General features: G+C 75.0%; 18 protein-coding genes. 9 read left to right on the forward strand and 9 right to left on the reverse strand.

The window, feature by feature from the left end; all coding sequences use genetic code 11:
• Positions 1-23 precede the first annotated feature (23 nt).
• Together ACIBQZ_RS38300 and ACIBQZ_RS38305 are read right to left on the reverse strand one after the other, a co-directional pair.
• Entirely contained in the window at positions 24-980 is a 957-nt protein-coding gene (locus tag ACIBQZ_RS38300; RefSeq protein ID WP_396093826.1) for an anti-sigma factor RsbA family regulatory protein, read from the reverse strand.
• Positions 977-1,888: an MEDS domain-containing protein gene (locus tag ACIBQZ_RS38305; protein ID WP_396093828.1), complete on the reverse strand. Its 912-nt coding sequence runs from the start codon at positions 1,886-1,888 to the stop codon at positions 977-979. Before ACIBQZ_RS38305 ends, ACIBQZ_RS38300 begins: the two co-directional genes overlap by 4 nt.
• Before the next feature lie 453 nt (positions 1,889-2,341).
• Here ACIBQZ_RS38305 and ACIBQZ_RS38310 point away from each other — a divergent pair, with 453 nt between their 5' ends.
• The 3 genes from ACIBQZ_RS38310 to ACIBQZ_RS38320 all read left to right on the forward strand — a co-directional run bounded on the left by ACIBQZ_RS38310 (position 2,342) and on the right by ACIBQZ_RS38320 (position 6,721).
• A complete protein-coding gene (locus ACIBQZ_RS38310; RefSeq protein WP_396093887.1) occupies positions 2,342-2,926 on the forward strand; it encodes a GNAT family N-acetyltransferase in 585 nt (194 codons plus the stop codon).
• Positions 2,927-3,076: 150 nt separating this feature from the next.
• Entirely contained in the window at positions 3,077-5,704 is a 2,628-nt protein-coding gene (locus ACIBQZ_RS38315; RefSeq protein WP_396093829.1) for a putative bifunctional diguanylate cyclase/phosphodiesterase, read from the forward strand.
• Positions 5,705-5,830: 126 nt separating this feature from the next.
• Positions 5,831-6,721, forward strand: coding sequence for a hypothetical protein (locus ACIBQZ_RS38320; protein WP_396093830.1), 891 nt, complete (start codon positions 5,831-5,833; stop codon positions 6,719-6,721).
• Positions 6,722-6,772: 51 nt separating this feature from the next.
• Here ACIBQZ_RS38320 and ACIBQZ_RS38325 read toward each other — a convergent pair whose 3' ends face one another.
• The gene (locus ACIBQZ_RS38325; protein WP_396093831.1) at positions 6,773-9,730 is read right to left on the reverse strand and encodes an AfsR/SARP family transcriptional regulator; all 2,958 of its coding nucleotides are present in this window, start codon (positions 9,728-9,730) and stop codon (positions 6,773-6,775) included.
• 399 nt (positions 9,731-10,129) lie between these two features.
• On the opposite strand from ACIBQZ_RS38325, the gene ACIBQZ_RS38330 reads away from it, so the two are divergent.
• From ACIBQZ_RS38330 to ACIBQZ_RS38350, 5 genes are read left to right on the forward strand one after another with little or no spacing between them, the layout of a single operon-like run.
• Positions 10,130-10,993, forward strand: coding sequence for an ABC transporter permease (locus tag ACIBQZ_RS38330; protein ID WP_396093832.1), 864 nt, complete (start codon positions 10,130-10,132; stop codon positions 10,991-10,993).
• Between the two features lies 1 nt (position 10,994).
• Positions 10,995-11,744: an ABC transporter ATP-binding protein gene (locus tag ACIBQZ_RS38335; RefSeq protein WP_396093833.1), complete on the forward strand. Its 750-nt coding sequence runs from the start codon at positions 10,995-10,997 to the stop codon at positions 11,742-11,744.
• Positions 11,741-13,351, forward strand: a complete 1,611-nt coding sequence (locus ACIBQZ_RS38340; RefSeq protein WP_396093834.1) for an FAD-dependent oxidoreductase — start codon at positions 11,741-11,743, stop codon at positions 13,349-13,351. The genes ACIBQZ_RS38335 and ACIBQZ_RS38340 overlap by 4 nt, the downstream gene beginning before the upstream one ends.
• Positions 13,348-13,713, forward strand: a complete 366-nt coding sequence (locus ACIBQZ_RS38345) for a 4Fe-4S dicluster domain-containing protein (protein ID WP_396093835.1) — start codon at positions 13,348-13,350, stop codon at positions 13,711-13,713. Before ACIBQZ_RS38340 ends, ACIBQZ_RS38345 begins: the two co-directional genes overlap by 4 nt.
• A gap of 3 nt (positions 13,714-13,716) precedes the next feature.
• A complete protein-coding gene (locus ACIBQZ_RS38350) occupies positions 13,717-14,694 on the forward strand; it encodes an ABC transporter substrate-binding protein (protein ID WP_396093836.1) in 978 nt (325 codons plus the stop codon).
• 18 nt (positions 14,695-14,712) lie between these two features.
• Here the strand turns inward: ACIBQZ_RS38350 and ACIBQZ_RS38355 are convergent, their stop codons facing one another.
• Genes ACIBQZ_RS38355 through ACIBQZ_RS38365 form a run of 3 tightly spaced genes read right to left on the reverse strand, consistent with a single transcriptional unit; the run spans position 14,713 to position 16,429 of the window.
• Positions 14,713-15,348 carry an alpha/beta hydrolase gene (locus ACIBQZ_RS38355; RefSeq protein ID WP_396093837.1) on the reverse strand — a complete coding sequence of 212 codons (636 nt, stop codon included), beginning with the start codon at positions 15,346-15,348 and terminating at the stop codon, positions 14,713-14,715.
• Positions 15,345-15,854: a VOC family protein gene (locus ACIBQZ_RS38360; protein ID WP_396093838.1), complete on the reverse strand. Its 510-nt coding sequence runs from the start codon at positions 15,852-15,854 to the stop codon at positions 15,345-15,347. The genes ACIBQZ_RS38355 and ACIBQZ_RS38360 overlap by 4 nt, the downstream gene beginning before the upstream one ends.
• Positions 15,851-16,429, reverse strand: coding sequence for an NADPH-dependent F420 reductase (locus ACIBQZ_RS38365; RefSeq protein WP_396093839.1), 579 nt, complete (start codon positions 16,427-16,429; stop codon positions 15,851-15,853). Before ACIBQZ_RS38365 ends, ACIBQZ_RS38360 begins: the two co-directional genes overlap by 4 nt.
• Before the next feature lie 123 nt (positions 16,430-16,552).
• On the opposite strand from ACIBQZ_RS38365, the gene ACIBQZ_RS38370 reads away from it, so the two are divergent.
• Positions 16,553-17,545, forward strand: coding sequence for a zinc-binding dehydrogenase (locus tag ACIBQZ_RS38370; RefSeq protein WP_396093840.1), 993 nt, complete (start codon positions 16,553-16,555; stop codon positions 17,543-17,545).
• Here the strand turns inward: ACIBQZ_RS38370 and ACIBQZ_RS38375 are convergent.
• The 3 genes from ACIBQZ_RS38375 to ACIBQZ_RS38385 form a co-directional block, all read right to left on the reverse strand.
• The gene (locus ACIBQZ_RS38375) at positions 17,526-18,539 is read right to left on the reverse strand and encodes a hypothetical protein (RefSeq protein ID WP_396093841.1); all 1,014 of its coding nucleotides are present in this window, start codon (positions 18,537-18,539) and stop codon (positions 17,526-17,528) included. The two genes, ACIBQZ_RS38370 and ACIBQZ_RS38375, sit on opposite strands and share 20 nt — an antisense overlap.
• An 82-nt stretch (positions 18,540-18,621) precedes the next feature.
• On the reverse strand, positions 18,622-19,107 hold the full coding sequence (locus ACIBQZ_RS38380) for an SRPBCC family protein (protein ID WP_396093842.1): 486 nt from the start codon (positions 19,105-19,107) through the stop codon (positions 18,622-18,624).
• A complete protein-coding gene (locus tag ACIBQZ_RS38385) occupies positions 19,107-19,427 on the reverse strand; it encodes an ArsR/SmtB family transcription factor (RefSeq protein WP_396093843.1) in 321 nt (106 codons plus the stop codon). The genes ACIBQZ_RS38380 and ACIBQZ_RS38385 overlap by 1 nt, the downstream gene beginning before the upstream one ends.
• Positions 19,428-19,441: the final 14 nt, after the last annotated feature.

Here is a 19,441-nt window from a genome sequence, read left to right on the forward strand (position 1 = left end):
CGCCCCGGGAGCCCCGCGGCTGGTCAGCGCCACATGTGCAGCCGGAACCGCGTTCCCTCACCGGTGGTGTGCATCCGGACCAGGTCGCAGAGCTGGTTGGCCAGGATCAGGCCCCGGCCGCCGTCCGCCTCCGGCTCCGGGGTGATCCGCCCGGCCAGCGGGTCGGCGACGTGGCCCCGGTCCTCGATCTGGCAGACCAGGTAGTCCGGCTCGGCCCAGACGAAGATCCGGCCACCGCCGACGGCGTGCTCGATCGTGTTGGCCGTCAGCTCGTTGGCGGCCAGCACCAGGTCGTCCACCCGGTCGTCGTCGCGGAGCACCTCGATCGCGTGCCCGGAGACGAACCGGCGTACCGCACCGAGCTCCATCTCGTTGTCGTAGTGCAGGGATGCGGCGTGCGCCGGGGGCGCCGGCAGCGGCAGGTTGAAGCTCGCGGCGGTCACCAGCGGGTCGTCGTACCGGTCGCTGAGCCGGAGGCCGTCGCTGTCGAGCATGACCGGGTGGGTGCGCCAGGCGTCCTCGAGCACGGTCTCGTCGAGGCCGCTGACGTCGTAGGGGCAGAGGATGGCGGCGTCCCGGCCGGCGAAGACCGCGTTGATCAGCGCCTCGTGCGCGGCGCAGGCCGGATACTCCAGGTCGGTCCGGTCCGGCCAGATCGGCTCACCGATGATCGACACCCGGCGGCCCGCGTGGGCGGCCGCGAAGGCGAGCAGCACCCCGGGGATGATCCGTCCCGGGTTGCGGCCCGCGACGGCCATGTCGGCAAAGGTCACGTGGTCGGCGACATCGGCCAGGGAGTCCTGGATCAGGGCCAGGTTCGGACCCGGCACGGCGACCAGCACCGCGTCGCCGGACGCCAGCGCCGACCGGACGAAGCCCGTGGTGGCGCCGACGTAGTAGCCGGCGTCGCCGTAGAGAAGGCCGGGATGGTCGAAGGGGGAACGGCCGGTTGAGCGGTCGGCCAGCAGGGGCGCGGTCATGGGGCGGTCTCCACGCTCAGGCCCGGTATCGTGTCCGCGCCGTGGAAGGCCAGCAGGCGGGTCATCGACCGGCTACAGCCCACCATCCGCAGCCCACGGGACCTGCTCGCGGCACGGACCAGGATCCGGGCGGTCTCACCGTCGGCGAACCGCAGCTCACTGACGTCGATGGTCAGGGGCCGGCCGGTGGTGTCGGCATCGTCCAGCAGGTGCTCGATCACCGCGCACAGGGCGCGCCGGTTGGACAGGTCGGCCTCACCGAGCAGGCGCAGGCCCGGCGGATCGACGGTACGCCGGACGTGCAGCAGCGGCGCCTGTCCCCCGCCGGTCTCGGGCGAGATCAGTCCCGGGTGCGAGGCGGTGAAATGCTGCAGGGCGGCCGGCGGGAACAGCCGCCGGTCGTAGAGGCAGATGCCCATCGCGAAGCCGTCGGCGAAGATCCTGTTCACCTGCGCCTCGTACCACGGCAGCCGGTCCGCGCCGGGCACCGAGCGGCTCGCCCAGGACATGTCACCGAGCGCGCGCAAACCCCGATACCCTTCGGTGCGGGCCCGCGCCGACTGCTGCCGCCAGTCGTCAATCGTCGCCTCCGCGTCGAAGTAGCCGCCGGCCAGATACGTCGCCTCCGCGGTGGACACCCGCAGCTGCCCGGAGGAGAGCGCCGCGCCGGTGTGCACACCCCGCGCCTCCAGGCCGGCAATGACCTCGTCCGGGTCGTCACCGCAGTACATGACCTTGTGGTGCTTGGTCAGTCCGGCGCGCACGTACGCGGCGGTGCCGTCGTCCCGGATGCCCTGGTCGTCGACCAGCCAGCACACGTGATCGCCAGGGATCAGCCGGCCGAGCAGGCCAGTGTCCACCGTCGCCGCCGTCCTCTCCAGGGTCCCGCGCGACCCGCCGATCGGCACGGACGCACCGTACCTCGCGGGGGTCCCGCTTCCCAGGGCCACCGGACGCCGCAAGCGGCGCCCGGCCCGGCGGATCCGCGGACGACCGGCCCGCGGCCGAGCAGCCGCGGCCCGGCCCGGAGGGTCCTGGGTCAGCTCCACGAAGCGCGATGAGAGCGCTTTCAAGCTGGTCGACGCGGTCCAGCCGCGGGCCGCCCGCGGCGGCGGGACCGACGGACGGCACGGCGCCGGGCAGCCACACCCCGGCAGCCGCACCGCAGGAAACAAGCTGCCGAAATTCATCCGTTCGGCGTCGGACCGGCTCCGGCTCAGCCGACGTCGCGGGCCAGGCGGACCCGAGCCGGTTCCGGCTCAGCCGGGGTGCAGGGCTGGTGCGGGCGCCGGTCTCTCCAGGGCGAAGCCACTACCTCGGGGTGAGGCCCGTACGGGGCACCAGAGCACTATGCCGGGATGATGCCGTCCATCCTCACCACGCCGCCCGCCCTCCCCGCCGGCACCCTGGCCGCCGGGCCGCAGCCGGTGCTGGCCGCCGCCGGCGGCCTGCTGCTGCGCCCGTGGGAGGCAAGCGACGTACCGGTGTTCCTGGCCGCCTACCGCGACCCCGAGATCCAGCGCTGGCACACGCGTCAGCCCGCGTCCGCGGATCACGTCCGGTCGTGGTTCGCGCAGTACCGCCGGGACTGGGCGCAGGAACAGGGCGGCCACTGGGCGGTGACCGGCGACGGCGGTGCGGTGCTGGGCCGCCTCGCGATGCGCGGCTGGGACCTCAACGACGGCGTGGCGACCTGCGCGTACTGGATGCTGCCCGCCGCCCGCGGCGCGGGAGTGGCCACCCGGGCGCTCGCGGCGCTGAGCGCCTGGGCCCTCGGCGACGCCGGCTTCCACCGCCTGGAGCTGGACCACTCGACCCGCAACCAGGCGTCCTGCCGGGTCGCCACGAAGGCCGGCTTCGCCCTGGAGGGCACCAAGCGCAGCGCCGCGGTCCACTCCGACGGCCGGCACGACATGCACCTGCACGCCCGCCTCCGCGACGACTGACCCGTCCCGAACGCGGCGCAGTGCATGATCGTCGTCGTCCGCGGTCGCGCGGATCGTGAGGACGAGCGGCCCCACGGGGTCACTCGATTCCCGGCGTAACGTCCTCACGTCGGGCAGGTCCCGGCCGATCTCTCGGACATGGAGCAGAGCGTGCGCGTACCACCGCACCAGCGCACGGTCCTCGCCGCCGCCACCGTGCTTGTTGTTCTCGGCGTTGTCGCGTGGGCGGTCGACGCCTTCGCCGGGTCCTGGTGGCCCGCGCCGGTGACCTGGGTGTTCGCTCCCGCCGCCGCCGCGCTGGGCGCCGTGCTCTGCCGGCGGGCGGCGACCGCCTTCCACGCCTCCGGCACGGTCAGCGCGTACTGGCGCACCAGTTCCCTGGGCATGATGACCTTCGCCGTGGCCTACCTGCTGCGCGTCGTCGACGCCGTCAGCCCCGCCGACGGGCTGATCTGGGCCTCCGTCGCGGTGCACGTCGTGGGCGCGGGCCTGATGGTCTGGCCGCTGCTGCGGCTGCCCTCCACCGTCGCCACCGGCGCCGCCCGGGCCGCGTTGTGGCTGGACATCGGCATCCTGATGTCCGCCACCGGGGTGCTCATCTGGTGCTTCACCGCCACCTGGATCATCGGCGCCTTCACCGCGGGTCACGTCGTGATCGTGGCCGCGCTGGTGGCCAGCGGGCTCGGCGGGGTGTTCTTCGCCGCCCGGATCGCGCTGGTCGGGGTCGAGGGCTTCTCCCGGCGGTCGCTGTACGCCATCGGCGTCGCGGGCATCTGCGGCGGCGCCGGGGTCGCGGCGTGCATGCTGCTGCCCGGTGGCCTGCGGGCCGGTGGGCTCGCGCTGCTGGTGCCGATCTCCTCGTACGTGACCGGGCTGGCGGCGCACTGGCAGATCGTCGACGCCGCCGCCGCGACCCCGCCGGCCGTCCGGCGCCGCAACTACAGCCTGCTGCCGTACGGCGCCGTCGCGGCCGTGGACGTGATGCTGGTCTACACGGCCGCCCGTGGCACCTTCGACCATCTGGTGATCGACAGCATGGCGTTCCTGCTGACCGGGCTGGTGATCGTCCGGCAGGTCACCGCGCTGCGCGCCAACACCGCCCTGCTGCACCGGATCGGGGACCAGAAGGAGCACTTCCGGCTGCTGGTGCAGAACGCCACCGACATCGTGACCATCACCGAGCCGGACGGCACCCTGCGGTACGCGAGCCCGGCGATGATGCTGGTGCTCGGCCGCGACCCGGACGCCTGCGCCGGCACGAACCTGCTGGCGATGGTCCACCCGGAGGACGTGCCGGTGGTCGAGCAGGCCCACGCGTCCATCATGGACACCGCCGGCGCGTCCGTACGCTTCGCCGCCCGGCTGCGCCACGCCGACGGCTCCTGGCGCTGGCTGGAGCTGTTCTCCTCGAACCTCCTGCACGAGCCGAGCATCGCCGGGCGGGTCAGCAACGCCCGGGACATCACCGAGACCCGGGAGATCCAGGAGCGGCTGCGGTACGAGGCCGGCCACGATCCGCTGACCGGGCTGGCCAACCGGCTGCTGTTCACCGACCGGATCGACGAGAGCGTCGCGGCGGCCGACCAGCGCCGCCAGGTGTGCGTCGCGCTGATCGACCTCGACGACTTCAAGTCGGTCAACGACACGCTCGGCCACGCGGTCGGCGACCGGCTGCTGGTGGCGCTCGCCGAGCGGATGCGCGAGGCGGTGCGGCCGACGGACCTGGTCGCCCGGCTCGGCGGCGACGAGTTCGCGTTCGTGTTCTGCGGCGCCCCGATCGCCGCGGTCGAGGACGTGCTGGGCCGCGTCGACGCCGCGCTGCGGGTGCCGATCCGGGTCGGCGAGCACGTGATCACCACGCGGGCCAGCTTCGGCATCGCCGAGTGCCGGCCGGGCGACGACGCCGGCGAGGTGCTGCGCCGCGCGGACGTGGCGATGTACGCGGCCAAGGCCGACGGCGGCGGCCGGATCCGCAGCTACACCGCCGAGCTGGACGAGCAGACCAACCGGCAGGCGCGGCTCACCGCCGAGCTGCGCGTCGCGCTGGACACCGGCCAGTTCCGGGTGGTCTACCAGCCGATCGTGTCGCTGCCGGACGGCCGGATCGTCTCGGTGGAGGCGCTGGTCCGCTGGGAGCACCCGGAGCGCGGGCTGATCAGCCCCGCCGAGTTCATCCCGGTCGCCGAGCACAACGGGCTCATCGTCGAGCTCGGCGCCTGGGTGCTGCGGACCGCCTGCGCGCAGACGGTGACCTGGCGCGCCGAGCTGGGCGACGCGGCGCCGCAGCGGGTGAGCGTGAACGTGTCGGCCCGCCAGCTGGCCGAGCCCGGCTTCGTGGCACTGGTCTCCTCCGTGCTGGCCTGGACCGGCCTGGGCGCGCACAACCTGGTCGTCGAGGTCACCGAGACCGCGGTCTTCGGCGGCGGGCAGGCCGTACGGGCGGTCAAGGACCTGCACGAGCTGGGCGTGCTGATCGCGCTGGACGACTTCGGCACCGGGCACTCCTCGCTCGGCCTGCTGCGGACCGTGCCGGTGGACATGCTCAAGGTGGACAAGTCGTTCGTCGACACCATCACGATGGCCGGCCAGCACGCGGTGATCGCCACGGCGCTGATCCAGGTGTCGCACGGCCTGGGCCTCAGCGCGGTCGCCGAGGGCGTCGAGACCGCCGAGCAGGCCGCGGAGCTGTACCGCCTCGGCTACCGGCTGGCGCAGGGTTACCACTTCGGCCGGCCGGTCGCCGAGCCGGACTTCCGCGGCGTCCGGGTCGCCTCCTGAGCCGACGGCGCCACCAGCCGTTTCATCCTCGCCGAAACATCGCCGAAAGCCCGTCCGGGACTGTCGTGGGCAGTTACCGGGCCGGCACGCGGCCCGGCACGAGAGGAGAAGTGGGAAGTGAAGCGCATGAATCGCTGGTTCACCCTCGCCGGCGCCGCGGTGCTGGTGCTGGCCGGCCTGCAGCTGGCCGCGGCCGGCCCGGCCGCCGCGGTGACCGGCATCGAGAAGGTCACCTCGCCGGTGTCCGCGGTGGACTCCCAGCAGACCCACACGGCGCGGGCCGAGTGCCCGGCCGGCAAGTGGGTCGTCGGTGGTGGCGGCTGGGCGTTCGCCGTGGCCGCCGCGGACAGCGCCAAGGTGACGCTGGTCCAGGCGCGCCCGGACCACCGCAGCGACGGCAGCCGGGACAGCTTCGTGGCGACCGGGTCGGAGACCACGGCGGCGATGACCGGCGACTGGTGGGTGCAGGCGTACGCGATCTGCGCCGGCCCGTCCGGCCTGTCCGGGTACACCGTCGCGACCGGGCACACCCCGGTGACCGGCTCGCCGGCCGCCGCGGAGGCCCAGGCCGTGTGTCCCGGCGGTACGCGGGCCATCGGCGGCGGCGCGCGGATCGTCAACCCGGGACGGGACGTGAGCCTGCGGATCTCGCGGGCCTCCGGCACCGGTGACATCTTCCGGGCCGGCGCGCACGAGGACGCCGACGGCTACTCCGGCGCGTGGGGTGTGGACGCGTACGCGGTCTGCGTGAACGCGCCCGCCGGCTACCAGGTCGTCACCACCGCCTCGGCGGCGAGCGACTCGGAGGCCGAGAAGCTCGCCCTCGCCGAGTGCCCCGCCGGTACGCGCGTCCACGGCGCCGGCGCGGCGATCTCCAACACCGCCCCGGCGGGAGTGTCCCTGCAGGTCATCTACCCGTTCGAGGGCCTGCACGAGGTGCAGGGGTTCGCGGTGGAGAACACCCCGGTCGGCCAGGACTGGGACTTCATCGTGGCCCAGGCGATCTGCGCCGCCTGATCGCCGAGGAGAACGGCCGGCCGGTGCCACGGGCACCGGCCGGCACATCCGTCACCGGGTGGCGGGCTCGAACCGGTCCGCCAGGTAGCGCCGGACCCGTTCGGTGTCCGGGTGGCCCATCTCGTCGAGCAGCGGCAGCGCCCGCTCCCAGGCCGCCACGGCGCCGTCGGCCGCGCCGCTCGCCTGGCGGGCCTCGCCGAGGCAGACCCAGGTCTCGGCGGCGCCGCCGCGGTCGCCGACCTCGCCGAACAGCTCCAGCGCGCGGCGGCACGCGGTGATCGCCTCGCGGTAGGCGCCCGCCGCGTGCTCGACGACGCCGAGACTCTGCCAGTTCGTCGCCGCGCCGTGCCGGTTGCCGATGGACTCGTTGATCTCCAGTGCCTGCCGGCAGAGCGCGCGGGCCTCGTCGTGCTCGCCGAGCCGGCTCAGCATGCAGGCGATGTTGTTCAGCGCGCGGGCCTGGCCGGTGAGGTGACGCGCGGCGCGGTAAAGCTCCAGCGAGCGGCGGTCCTCGTGCAGCGCGTCCAGGTCGCGGCCCTGCTGTTCCCGCACCCGAGCGATGTTGACGTGCGTCTGTGCCTGGTTGGCCCGGTCGCCGGCCGCGCCGAACAGCTCCAGGGCCCGGGCCAGCTCCCGCCCGGCCCGGTCGAGCCGGCCGAGCTGGGTGCAGGCCCGGCCCAGGTTGCGGTGGAGGTGCGCCTGCGCCGCGGCGTCCCCGAGCCGGCGCGCCGCGGCCAGCGCCGCCTCCTGCGCGGTGACCTGGTCGTGCCAGTGCCCGCTCAGGTTGAAGTAGCTCGTCACGCTCCAGGCCAGCTGCCAGGCGTGTCCGTCGAACCCGGCGCGCGCCGCCCCGTCGATCAGGGCGAGCAGGTTCCGGTGCTCGGCCCGGAACCACGCCGTCGCCGCCGCCCGGTCGGCGAGCTGTCCGGGGGCGGCGCCGGGGACCGGTTCCGCCGGCACGATCGGGTCCCGGTGCGGATAGAGCAGCCGGTCGGCGGCGTACGCGGTGTGCAGGTAGTGGTCGAGCAGCCGGAGCCGCACCGCCCGGAGCTCCGCCGCCGGCTCCTCGGCGCCGGCCCGTTCCGCGGCGTACGCCCGCAGCAGGTCGTGCCCGGTGTACCGGCCCGGCGAGCGCTCGGTGACCAGGTGCGCGCGGACCAGCTCGGTCAGCAGGCGCCGCGCCGCGGCCGGCGGCAGATCGGTCAGGACGGCCGCGACCGGCACGCTCAACTCGGCGCCGGGATGCAGCCCGGCCAGCCGGAACAGCCGCGCGGCACCGGGGCCGAGCGCGTCGTACGACCAGGAGAACACCGCCCGCACGTCCGCGGCCGGCTCCCCGCCGTCGAACGGGTCCAGGCTGCCGCCGGCCGCCCGCAGCTCGGCGGCCAGCTCGGCGATCCGGAAGCCGCGATGGGCCGCGGCACGGGCGGCGACCACGGCCAGCGCCAGCGGCAGCCGCGCGCAGCGGGCCACGATCTCGTCGACGGCGGCGGGCTCCCCCGCCACCCGCTCAGCGCCCAGCCGCCGGGTCAGGAAGGCGCGGGCGTCGGCGGGGGTGAACAGGTCGAGTGTCACCGGCCGGGCGGCGTCGAGGGCGACCAGGCCGGCCAGCTGGTCGCGGCTGGTCACCACCGTCGCGCAGCCGGCACCGCCGGGCAGCAGCTGCCGGACCTGGGCGGCGTCGCGGGCGTTGTCGAGGATCACCAGCAGCCGCCGGCCGGCGACCAGGCTGCGGTAGAGCGCGGTCTGCGCGGCGAGCCCGATCGGCACGCGCCGCGCCGGGACACCGAGCGCGTCCAGGAACCCCCGGACGGCCTCCTCGGGACCGACGGTGGCGCCGTCCTGGTCGAAGCCGCGCAGGTTGACGTAGAGCTGCCCGTCGGGGAAGTGGCCGGCGACGCGGTGGGCCCAGTGCAGCGCAAGGGTGGTCTTGCCGACCCCGGCGGAGCCGGAGACCACCGCCGTGGCCGCCGCGTCCGGCGCCGGCTCCCGCAGCGCGTCCAGAAGGGACAATTCGGTCACCCGGCCGGTGAAGACGGACGGCGGCGCCGGCAACTGCCGCGGCGCCCCCGCCTCAGCCCGCCGATCCTCCCGCCGACCGGCAGGCCCCGGCGCCGCCGACGCCGGCGCGGCCAACCCCGGCGCGGCCAACCCCGGCGCGGCGGCCGGCGCGGCGGCGGGCGCCGTCGCGGCGGGCGCCGTCGCGGCGGCGGGCGGGGTGGCGACGGGCAGGGCGGCGGGCGGCGAGGGGGCGAGCGGCGACGGGGCTGGCAATGGCGGGGCGGCGGCGCCCGCGAGGATCTGCCGGTGGCAGCGTTGCAGGGCCGCGGTGGGGTCCGTGCCGAGCTCCTCGGCCAGCCGTGACCGGATGTCCTGGTAGCGCCGCAGGGCCTCGGCCTGCCGTCCGCTGCGGTACAGCGCCGTCATCAGCTGCCCGGCGATCCGCTCGTCGTACGGGTGCGCCGCCGCCCGCGCCGCCAGGTCGCCCAGGACCTCACGGTGCCGGCCCCGGGCCAGCGCCAGGTCGGTCAGGTCCAGCTCGGCGGCCAGCCGGTCGGCGTCCAGGCCGGCCCGGACGCCGCTCAGCCAGGGCGTGTCGAGGCCGCCGAAGGCCTCCCCGCGCCACAGCGCCAGCGCCTGCTCCAGCAGCTCGCCCCGGTCCGGGCCGGCTGATCGCGCGCGGGTGAGCAGCCGGCGGAACCGGTGCAGGTCGACCGCGTCCGGGTCCACCCGGGCCAGGTAACCGTCCGCGTCGCGGGTGATGGTGACCGCCCCGGTCGCCGCGAACAGCCGGCGCAGCCGGGACACGTACCCGGACAGGGCGTTGCGGGCCCGCTGCGGGAGCTGGTCGCCCCAGACCCGGTCCAGCAGCCGGTCGGCCGGCACCCGGCGGTTGGCGTCGATCAGCAGGGCCAGCAGCACCCCCCGCTGCCGGGCGTGGCCCAGCTCGACCGGCTGGCCGTCGATCCGCGCCCGCACGTCGCCGAGCAGCAGAAACTCCACCGCCATCGTCGGCTGCCCTCCTGGTCGCGGCGTCTGCTGCGGAACGCCGTGCCAGCAGGATGCCGCACCGCGGCGCGCCGGTCAGCCCAATTCCCGACTGCCGGGGCGCCCCGGGCCCGATCCCACGTTCCAAACTCCTAGTTGACATATAGGGTTTGTGTAATAAGGATCGGAGCATGACCAGTCAGGACATCCGCCTCGACGGCACCGCGCTCGCGGTCTCGCGGGGATGCAGCCGGGACTGGTCGTCGTCGCGCGGGCGCTGCCGACTGCGCTGACAGACCGCCGGCCGACCGGCGCCGCACCACCTCCGCCCGAGCGGAACACCTCGGGTCCACCTCCGCACGATCCCCGTCGACGACCCACCCGGGCCTGCCCGCCCGCGTGTGGCGCGAAGGAGTCGCCATGTCCTCATCCGTCCTCGACCGCACCGGCGTCGCCGCCGGCCCGGTCGGCACCCACCAGCCGGACGACGACGTCGCGCCGGAACCCCGGTGGCGCCGTGTCACCCGGCGGCTCACCCCGGTCCGCAAGGTCAGCGGCCTGCTCGCCGTCCTGGTCCTCTGGCAGGTCGGTGCGGGCGCCGGCTGGCTCGGTGGCACGACCCCGTCGCCGACCGAGGTGATCGCCGCCGGTCGCGAGCTGATCGCCGGCGGGGAACTGGCCCACCACCTCGGGGTCTCGCTGGCCCGGGTGGCGAAGGGCCTGGCCATCGGGCTGACCGCGGGCCTGCTGCTCGGGCTCGCGGCGGGCCTGCTGCGGCTCGCCGAGGACCTGGTCGACGCCCCGATCCAGTCGTTGCGGATGCTGCCGCACCTGGCCCTCGTACCGATCTTCATCATCTGGTTCGGCATCGGCGAGACCTCGAAGATCGCCCTCATCGCGATCGGGCCGATCTTCCCGCTCTACCTCAACGTGCTGCACGGCATCCGCGGGGTCGACGAGCGCCTGGTCGAGTCGGCCCGCTCCTGCGGCGTCGGCCGGCTCGGGCTGATCTTCCGGGTGATCCTGCCCGGCGCGCTGCCGCAGATCCTGGTCGGGCTGCGCCAGGCCCTCGGGCTCGGTTGGCTCAGCCTGGTGGTGGCCGAGCAGACCGCCACCACCGCCGGCGTCGGGTTCCTGATGAACGACGCGCGCGAGTTCCTGCGTACCGATGTGATCTTCGTGGTTCTGGTGATCTACGCCCTGCTGGGGCTCGGCACCGACCTCTTCGTCCGGTTGATCGAGCGCCGCGCGCTGGCCTGGCGCCGCGGCTTCACGGGAGAGTGACATGACCACCACGATCGACACCGCCGCCGTCCGGGTGCGCGGCGCGCGCCGGGTCTTCGACCGCCGGGTCGTGCTGGCCGGCGCCGACCTCGACATCGCCCCCGGCGAGTTCGTCGCCCTGCTCGGCGCCAGCGGCTCCGGCAAGAGCACCCTGCTGCGCGCGGTGGCCGGGCTGGACCGCGGCGCCACCGGGCAGTTCCGGGTGCCGGACCGCCGCGCCATCGTCTTCCAGGAGCACCGGCTCATGCCGTGGAGCCGGGTGTGGCGCAACGTCACCCTCGGCCTGCGCGGCACCGACCTGCGCGGCCGGGCGCTGCGCGCGCTCGGCGAGGTCGGGCTCACCGCCCGCGCCGACGCCTGGCCCCGGACCCTGTCCGGCGGCGAGTCGCAGCGGGTCGCGCTGGCCCGCGCCCTGGTCCGGACGCCCGACCTGCTGCTGCTCGACGAGCCGTTCGGCGCCCTCGACGCGCTGACCCGGATCAAGGCGCAGGCGCTGGTCGCCAAGCTCTGGACCGACCACCGCCCGGCCGTGCTGCTGGTCACCCACGACGTCGAGGAGGCGCTGCTGCTCGCCGACCGCGCCCTGGTGCTGCGGGACGGCCGGATCGCCGAGGAGTTCGCGGTCGACGTGCCGCGACCGCGCGCCCTCGACCACCCGCGGCTGCTCACGCTGCGCCGCGCCCTGCTCCGTGCCCTCGGGGTCAATGCCGACCTGCCCACCGACGATCTCGTATCCGAGGAGAAGTCATGACCACGACCGCTCTTGATCTCACCGCCGACGTTGTGGTCGTCGGCGGCGGCCCGGCCGGCACCTGGGCCGCGCTGACCGCGGCCGCCGCCGGCCCCGACGTCCTGCTGCTCGACAAGGGCTACTGCGGCAGCTCCGGCCCGACCGCCTCCGGCGGCACCGGCGTCTGGTACGTCCAGCCCGAGCCCGCCGCCCGCGAGAAGGCCATGGCCAGCCGGGAGAGCCTCGGCGGGTATCTGCAGGACCGCCGCTGGATGGCCCGGGTGCTGGACCAGACGTACGAGAACATGAACCGGCTCGGCGCCGAGGCCCGCTACCCGTTCCCGGTCGTCGACGGCGTCGCGCACAAACGCGGCCTGCAGGGGCCCGAGTACATGCGCCGGATGCGGTCCTGGATCAAGCGGGCCGGGGTGCGCGTCCTCGACCACAGCCCCGTCACCGAGCTGCTGGTCGACGCCACCGGCGCGGTGGCGGGCGTCCGCGGCCACCGCCGCCAGCTGCACACCGACTACCGGGTACGGGCCGGCGCGGTGGTGCTGGCCACCGGCGGCTGCGCGTTCCTGTCCAAGGCGCTGGGCTGCGACGTGGCCACCGGCGACGGCGCGCTCTACGCCGCCGAGGTGGGCGCGGCGATGTCCGGGATGGAGTTCTCCAACGCGTACGCGATAGCCCCGGCCTTCACCTCGGTGACCAAGACGGCCTACTACGGCTTCGCCACGTTCTTCCACGGCGACGGCGCCCCGCTGGCCGGGGCCGGCAGCCAGGGCGGCCGCTCGGTGATCGCCAAGGAGTTGCTGCGCACCGGCACCGTGCTGTGCCAGATCGACCAGGCGACGGCCGAGCAGCAGGCGCTCATGCGCTCGGGCCAGCCCAACTTCTTCCTCACCTTCGACCGGCTCGGCATCAACCCGTTCACCGACAAGTTCCCGGTCACGCTGCTGCTGGAGGGGACCGTCCGCGGCACCGGCGGCATCCAGATCGTGGCCGACGACTGCGCCACCACCGTCCCCGGCCTGTACGCCGCCGGCGACGCCGCCACCCGCGAGCTCATCTGCGGCGGCTTCACCGGCGGCGGCAGCCACAACGCGGCGTGGGCGATGTCGTCCGGCACCTGGGCCGGCGGCGGCGCGGCCCGGTTCGCGGCGGCGCTGGGCCCGGCGGCCGGCAAGCGGCGGCTCACCGGGGCGGGCGGGGTCGCGCTCCGGCCCACGAGCGGCCGGCGCTTCGGCGGGGACCCCTGGGCCGAGGCGCAGGACGTGCTGCGCCGGCAGGTGCACCCGTACGACAAGAACTACCTGCGGCACGGCGACCGGTTACGGCCGGCGCTGGCCGAACTGGACGACCTGTGGGCCCGGCTGCGCGCCGGCGCCGGCGCCGGCCCGGACGGCACACCCCGGCTGCGGCAGGCGGCGGCGATGGTCGCGCACGCCCGGTGGATGTACACCAGCGCGCTGGCCCGCACGGAGAGCCGGGGCATGGCCCGGCGCCAGGAATTCCCCGGCCTGGACCCGGCCCAGCACCGCCGGCTCACCGTCGGCGGCCTCGACGACCTCTGGGTACGCCCGGAGTCGCTGCTGGCGGAGCGCCCGGAGCTGGCGGTGGCGTCATGATCGAAGTTGTCTCGGCCGGCCGGTGCGTCACCTGCGACGTGTGCATCGCGGTGTGCCCGACCGACGTCTTCGACCGCGGCGCCGACGGCGTCCCGGTCATCGCCCGGCAGAGCGACTGCCAGACCTGCTTCATGTGCGAGGCGCACTGCCCGGCCGACGCGCTGTTCGTCGCGCCGCTCACCCACCCCGCGCCGGCCGGGTCGCCGCTGGGCGACGAGGCCCACCTGACCGACACCGGGCTGCTCGGCAGCTACCGCCGCGAGCTCGGCTGGGGCCGCGGCCGCAGGCCCGGCGCCCGCACCGCCATCGGCCCCGAACTGGGCCGCGCCCGGATCACCCCCGCACCGTCCCAAGGAGACTGACCCATGCGTACGAGAACATTGCCGGCTGTCGCCCTGGTCGCGTTGCTGGCGCTCGCCGGCTGCGGCGCCGAGGCGTCGGAGGCCGCCGGGCCCGGGGACAGCTTCACGCTGCGGGTCGGCGCGATCGGCAACGGCAACCAGCTCTCCGGCCCGGTCGGCTACCTGAACAGCAAGAACGGCCTGGTCCCCGCGCTGTCGGCGGTGGGCGTCAGCGCGATCAAGGTGGTCACGTTCCCGAACGGCCCCGACCTCAACCAGGCGCTGGCCGCCGGCGAGCTGGACCTCGCCACCTACGGCGACACCCCGGCGCTGGTCGCCCGGGGCGCCGGGCAGCCGACCCGGCTCATCGCCCAGGCCCAGATCAACCTGGACGCCGGCATCCTGGCGAAGAAGGCGGGCGGGCCGACCTCGCTGGCGGGACTGGCCGGCAAGAAGGTCGCGGTCCAGACCGGCTCGTACATCCACCGCTACCTGCTGGGCGCGCTCGGCGACGCCGGGGTGAAGCCCGCCGAGGTCGTCCACATCTACAGCTCCGACGTCGAGGCCGCCCTGGAACGCGGCGACGTGGACGCGGCGGCCGTGCCGATCGCCAACGTCGAGGCGCTCAAGGCCAAGGGCTACCCGCTCATCACGCTGGCCTCCGAGGACCACCGCCAGTACCTCGGCACCAGCTCCACAGTGGTCACCGAGAAGTTCCGCAACGCGAAGCCGGGCATCGTGGCCGCCTGGCAGCAGGCCCAGCGCGAGGCCACCGGCCGGGCCAAGGCCGACTGGCCCGGCTTCCTGGCCTACACGGTGAGCATCAACGGCTTCCCGCCGAAGATCGTCGAAGCGACCACGATCGCCGAGCAGTGGCCGGCCGAGCCGTTCACCCCGGAGGGGCTGGCGCTGCTCAAGGGCACCAAGGAGTTCCTGGTGCGGCAGAAGTTCATCCGCACCGACTTCACCCTCGGCGACTGGATCGTCGCGCAACCCGCCTGAGCCCGGGCTGGGCCGGGGTCACGCGAGGCGGGCGCCCAGCCAGCCGGCCACGGCGTCCAGCGCGGCCGGGGCGATGGTGTGGCCCACCGGATCACGGCGGGCGGTCACGGTCGCGCCGGACTCCCCCGCCAGGTAGTCCCAGGTGCGATCGAGCAGCTCGCGCGGGATGACGGTGTCGTGCTCGCCCTGGGCCACCAGGACGGGCACCCCGGTCAGCCGCCCCGCTGTGGTGGGCACGCCGGCGTCGAACGGCAGCGTGCCGGACAGGATCGCGGCGCCCGCGTACCGGGCCGGGTCGTCCAGCAGCAGGCCGCCGGCGAACGCCGCGCCGCCGCTGAAGCCGATCAGCACCACCGGGCGGCCGGCCGGCGCCACGGCGTCGAGCCAGCCGCGGAACCAGTCCGTGGTGGCGCGCAGCGACGTCGCGACCGGGCGGCCGATGCCCCGGTTGGCGAACCACGCGTAGCCGCCGCCCTCGGCGATCGGCGCGCGGACCGCCGCGTACGCCGGGCCGGCCGGCAGCCGACCGGCCAGCGTGAGGATCTCCCGTTCGTGCGAGCCACGGCCGTGCAGCAGCACGACCAGCGGCGCCGCCGGGTCCGCGGACCCGGCGGTCGCCACCACCGGCGGCGCGAAACCGCCCGGCGCGGTCACGCGCGCACCGGCACGATCTCGCCGGCGGTACGCACGCCGGCCCACCGCCGCACCTCGGCCGCCAGGTCGAGCCGGTCGATCGGGGCCGCGTTCTCGTAGGCGCCCCACTCCGCGCGGGGCAGCATCCACATGATCTCGAACTCGTTGCCGTCCGGGTCGGCGCCGTAGACGCTCTTGGTGGCGCCGTGGCTCGACTCGCCGGTGAGCGCGCCCGCCTCGGCGAGCGTGCCGCGGGCCTGCTCCAGCTCGTCGATCGTGTCGACCTGCCAGGCCAGGTGGTAGAGCCCGATGCCGCCGCGGCGCTTGGCCGGTGCCGCCGGGCCGACCCCGAACAGCCCGAGGTCGTGGTGGTTGCCCGAGCGGGGCAGCCGCAGGAAGGCGGCGTTCGCGCGGGGCTCGCGGGCGGCGACGACCATGCCGAAGACCTCGGTGTAGAAGCGCTCGGCGCGCGGCAGGTCGGCGACGAACAGCACCGCGTGGTTGAGCCGGACCGGGCCGATGCTCATGACGCCACCACCGCGAGGCCGCCGGTCCACGAGATCTTCTCCGCGGCGGCGAGGGTGAGCTGCAGGAAGCCGACGGCCTCCAGCTCGCGGGCCCGCTTGAGGGCACCGGCGTCGACCGCGCGCAGGCCGGCCGCGCTGACCACGCCGGCCAGCAGCGCCTTGGCGTCCGTGTCGTCGCCCGCGATGAGCACGGTGGTCGGCTGCCCGCCCAGTTCCCCGGACACCAGGGTGCCGGCGAAGGTGGTGTTGAACGCCTTGACCACCCGCGAGTCGGGCAGCGCGGCGGCGATCTCGGCGGCGGCGGACCCGTCGGCCGGGACGGTCAGGCTGTCGAACGTCGCGAAGTTCAGCGGGTTGGTGATGTCCACGACGACCTTGCCGGCCAGCTGCGGGCCGCGCTGGGCGATGACCTCGGCGACCGCCGGGTACGGCACGGCCAGCACCACGACCTCACCGGCGACCGCCGTGGCCGTGTCGGAGCTGCTCAGCAGCTGCACGTTGTGCCCACCCTTGGCGGCCAGACCGGCGATGGCCTGCCCCATGTTCCCGCTGCCCACGATGCTGATGTACGCCATGATGACCTCCGAATTAGTTGTAGCTTCAACTTACCTCGAGGAAGAAGTTGCCGCAACAACTAATTCGCCCGCGGTGCTGTGATCCCGGACTCGCTCACCGGAGGCCGGTGCTAGCGTCCACCCGTGAGCGAGCTCAGCATGCGGGTGGCCCGGCTGCACGGCGCCGGCGACGTCCGGCTGCACACCGAGGAACGGCCCGCGCCGGCGACCGGCGACCACCGGCTGGTCGAGGTGACCTCGGTCGGGGTCTGCGGCTCCGACCTGCACTGGTTCACCGAGGGCGGGATCGGCGACGCCGTCCTGGCCCGGCCGCTCGTGCTGGGTCACGAGATGGCGGGGGTGGTCCGCGGCGGGCCGGAGGACGGCCGCCGGGTCGCGATCGACCCGGCCATCCCGTGCGGCGGCTGCGAGCCCTGCCGGGCCGGGGACGGCAACCTCTGCCCGGACGTGGTCTTCGCCGGGCACGGCTCCTGCGACGGCGGCCTGCGCCAGTTCCTGACCTGGCCGGCGCACCGGCTGCACCCGCTGCCGGACACCCTCTCCGACGACGACGGCGCCCTGCTGGAGCCGCTCGGCGTCGCGTTGCACGCGCTCGACCTCGGCCACGTCCGGATGGCCGCGACGGTGGCGGTGGTCGGCTGCGGCCCGATCGGCCTGCTGCTCGTCCAGCTGGCCCGGCGGCACGGCGCCACCCGGGTGCTGGCCACCGAGCCGTTGCCGCACCGGATGGCGGTCGCGGAGACGTTCGGCGCGGAGGCGGTCGACGAGACGGCGGCCGCGGTCGCGGACGTGGTCTTCGAGGTCTCCGGCTCGGACGCGGCGGTGGCGACGGCGCTGCGGCTGGCCCGGCCCGGCGCCCGGGTCGTGCTGGTCGGCATCCCCGACGGGGACCGCACCACGTTCAGCGCGGCGCCCGCCCGCCGCAAGGGGCTGACCCTGGTGCTGGCCCGGCGGATGGGCGAGGTCTACCCCCGCGCCATCAGCCTGGCCGCGCGGGGGCTGGTCGACCTGGGGCCGCTGGTCTCGGACGTGTTCCCGCTTGACGCGGCGGCGACCGCGCTGAGCACCGCCGCCGCCCGGAGCGGGCTGAAGGTCGTCATCCGTCCGTCGTCGTGACGAGCGACGTGATGGGGCCGGAGGCGACCACGTCGTACCGCTTGCCGGCCCCGGACCAGCCGGCCGAGGTGAGCTTCGCGCCGGCCTTGAGCTTGCGGCGGGTCTTGCCGTCGACGACCGCCGTCTCCGCGCCGCCGCCCAGCCGGAACCGCACCGGCGTGCCGGCCGTGGTGCCCACGACCAGCTCGCCGACCGGGCCGGTCACCTTGACCGGCACGGTGCCCTTCGGCTTCGGCAGCCGCACCACCACCCGGGCGGTGCCGCCGGCCACCTCCATCCCGGCCACGCCGCCCGCCCGCAGGTCGATGTCCTGCTCGGCCGAGCCACCCCGCAGCCGCAGCGTCCACGCCACCTTCGCGTTGAGCTGGATCACCACCTCGGCCGCGCCCGCGGCGCCGGTCCGGACCACCTCCAGCCGGGTCCCGCGCTTGCTGTCGGTCAGGTTCGGCACCACGCCGGGGTCCGTCGTCGCGATGTCGAACAGCGCCTCGCCCAGGTCCGCGGTGCGGACGCGCAGCACCGGCGGGGCGCCGACCACCTCGAGCGTGCGGGCCCGCACGTCGCCGAGCGGCGCGGTCACCCGGTTCGCCGCGGCCGGACCCTGCACACCGAGCGGGCCCGGCGACGGCCCGGACGGCACGGCCGCGGACGGCACGGCCACCGCCTGGGTGTCCAGCGCCGGCCGGTAGACCGGCTCGAACGCGGCCGTCTGCCCGAGCACGACCCCGATGGTCAGCGCGACCAGCGCCACCGTGAACACCCACAGCCGCCAGGGCCGCCGGGGCCGCTCCTGGTAGACGATCACCGCGCGGGCCACCACCATCGGCGACAGCCGGCGGGGCGGGTCGACCACGGGCAGGAGCTGCGTCGGCTCGCTCATGGCCGTACCGGACGGGGGTTCGAACCAGCCCCGGGCCGGGCCGGGCGCCGCTTCCGGCGGACCGGCCTGCGACGGCTCACGACCCGGCGACTCCTTGCCGAACCTGCCGACCACCGTGGCACCTCCGTCCGCCGAACCTGCCCCGGCTCTACGAAGATACGGGTCGTGGGCCGAAAAGGATCGACGAACTTCGGTGCTATCGGCCGCCGTCGGCGAACAGGGCGGCGTAGCGGTCCAGGTACAGCGGCCAGCCCTCGTCGTGGGCGACGCCGTCGCTGACGCCCTGCCAGCCCGGTCCGTGCCGGTCGAGGTGCCGGTGCTCCAGCTCCACCCGGGTCCGCTCCGGCGTCTCGGCCACGAACCGGACCTCGACCTCGCTGGTGTTGTCCGGCTCGGTCTCCAGCTGCCACTGCGGGTTGATGTCCCAGCTGAACACCACCCGGTCCGGGGGATCGTAGGCCAGCACCCGGGCCCACCGGCACTCGCTGCCGTCCACGGCCCGGTCGTAGATGTGCCCGCCGACCTTCGGCTCGAACACCGTCTCGGCGATCGCCGCGCCGAGCAGGTTGTGCTCCGGCGGCTTGAAGTCACCGAAGCGCTCGGTGAACACCAGGAAGGCCCGCTCGATCGGCGCCTGCACCACGATCTGCCGGCGCACCACTGCCGCTGTCGTCTCCGTCATCACTTCTCCTCGGTCGGTTGTCCGGCTACGTCCTGATAGCCGTCCAGGGCGCGGTTCCAGAACGTCTCCAGCTGATCGCGCAGCGCCGCCACCCCGGCGGGGTTGAGCCGGTAGACCCGGCGGGTGCCGGCCGCCCGATCGGTGACCAGCCCGGCGTCCTTGAGCACCTTGAGGTGCTGCGACACCGCCGGCCGGCTGATCGGCAGCTCGTCGGCGAGCTCGCCCACGGCGCGGGGCCGCTCGGCCAGGCAGGCGAGGATGGCCCGCCGGCTGGGTTCCCCCAGGGCGTCCCAGCCGTCGGCGGCTTGGTAAGTCTCCACGAACGGAAAGCTAC

The sequence above is a fragment of the Actinoplanes sp. NPDC049599 genome (assembly GCF_044465625.1).
In the GTDB taxonomy this organism is placed as follows: Bacteria; Actinomycetota; Actinomycetes; order Mycobacteriales; family Micromonosporaceae; genus Actinoplanes.

Coding starts and splice junctions, on each gene's coding strand:
- ACIBQZ_RS38300 (WP_396093826.1), bottom strand. CDS start 980: ATGACCGCGCCCCTGCTGGCCGACCGCTCAACCGGCCGTTCCCCCTTC.
- ACIBQZ_RS38310 (WP_396093887.1), top strand. CDS start 2,342: ATGCCGTCCATCCTCACCACGCCGCCCGCCCTCCCCGCCGGCACCCTG.
- ACIBQZ_RS38320 (WP_396093830.1), top strand. CDS start 5,831: ATGAATCGCTGGTTCACCCTCGCCGGCGCCGCGGTGCTGGTGCTGGCC.
- ACIBQZ_RS38325 (WP_396093831.1), bottom strand. CDS start 9,730: ATGGCGGTGGAGTTTCTGCTGCTCGGCGACGTGCGGGCGCGGATCGAC.
- ACIBQZ_RS38330 (WP_396093832.1), top strand. CDS start 10,130: ATGTCCTCATCCGTCCTCGACCGCACCGGCGTCGCCGCCGGCCCGGTC.
- ACIBQZ_RS38335 (WP_396093833.1), top strand. CDS start 10,995: ATGACCACCACGATCGACACCGCCGCCGTCCGGGTGCGCGGCGCGCGC.
- ACIBQZ_RS38340 (WP_396093834.1), top strand. CDS start 11,741: ATGACCACGACCGCTCTTGATCTCACCGCCGACGTTGTGGTCGTCGGC.
- ACIBQZ_RS38345 (WP_396093835.1), top strand. CDS start 13,348: ATGATCGAAGTTGTCTCGGCCGGCCGGTGCGTCACCTGCGACGTGTGC.
- ACIBQZ_RS38350 (WP_396093836.1), top strand. CDS start 13,717: ATGCGTACGAGAACATTGCCGGCTGTCGCCCTGGTCGCGTTGCTGGCG.
- ACIBQZ_RS38360 (WP_396093838.1), bottom strand. CDS start 15,854: ATGAGCATCGGCCCGGTCCGGCTCAACCACGCGGTGCTGTTCGTCGCC.
- ACIBQZ_RS38365 (WP_396093839.1), bottom strand. CDS start 16,429: ATGGCGTACATCAGCATCGTGGGCAGCGGGAACATGGGGCAGGCCATC.
- ACIBQZ_RS38380 (WP_396093842.1), bottom strand. CDS start 19,107: ATGACGGAGACGACAGCGGCAGTGGTGCGCCGGCAGATCGTGGTGCAG.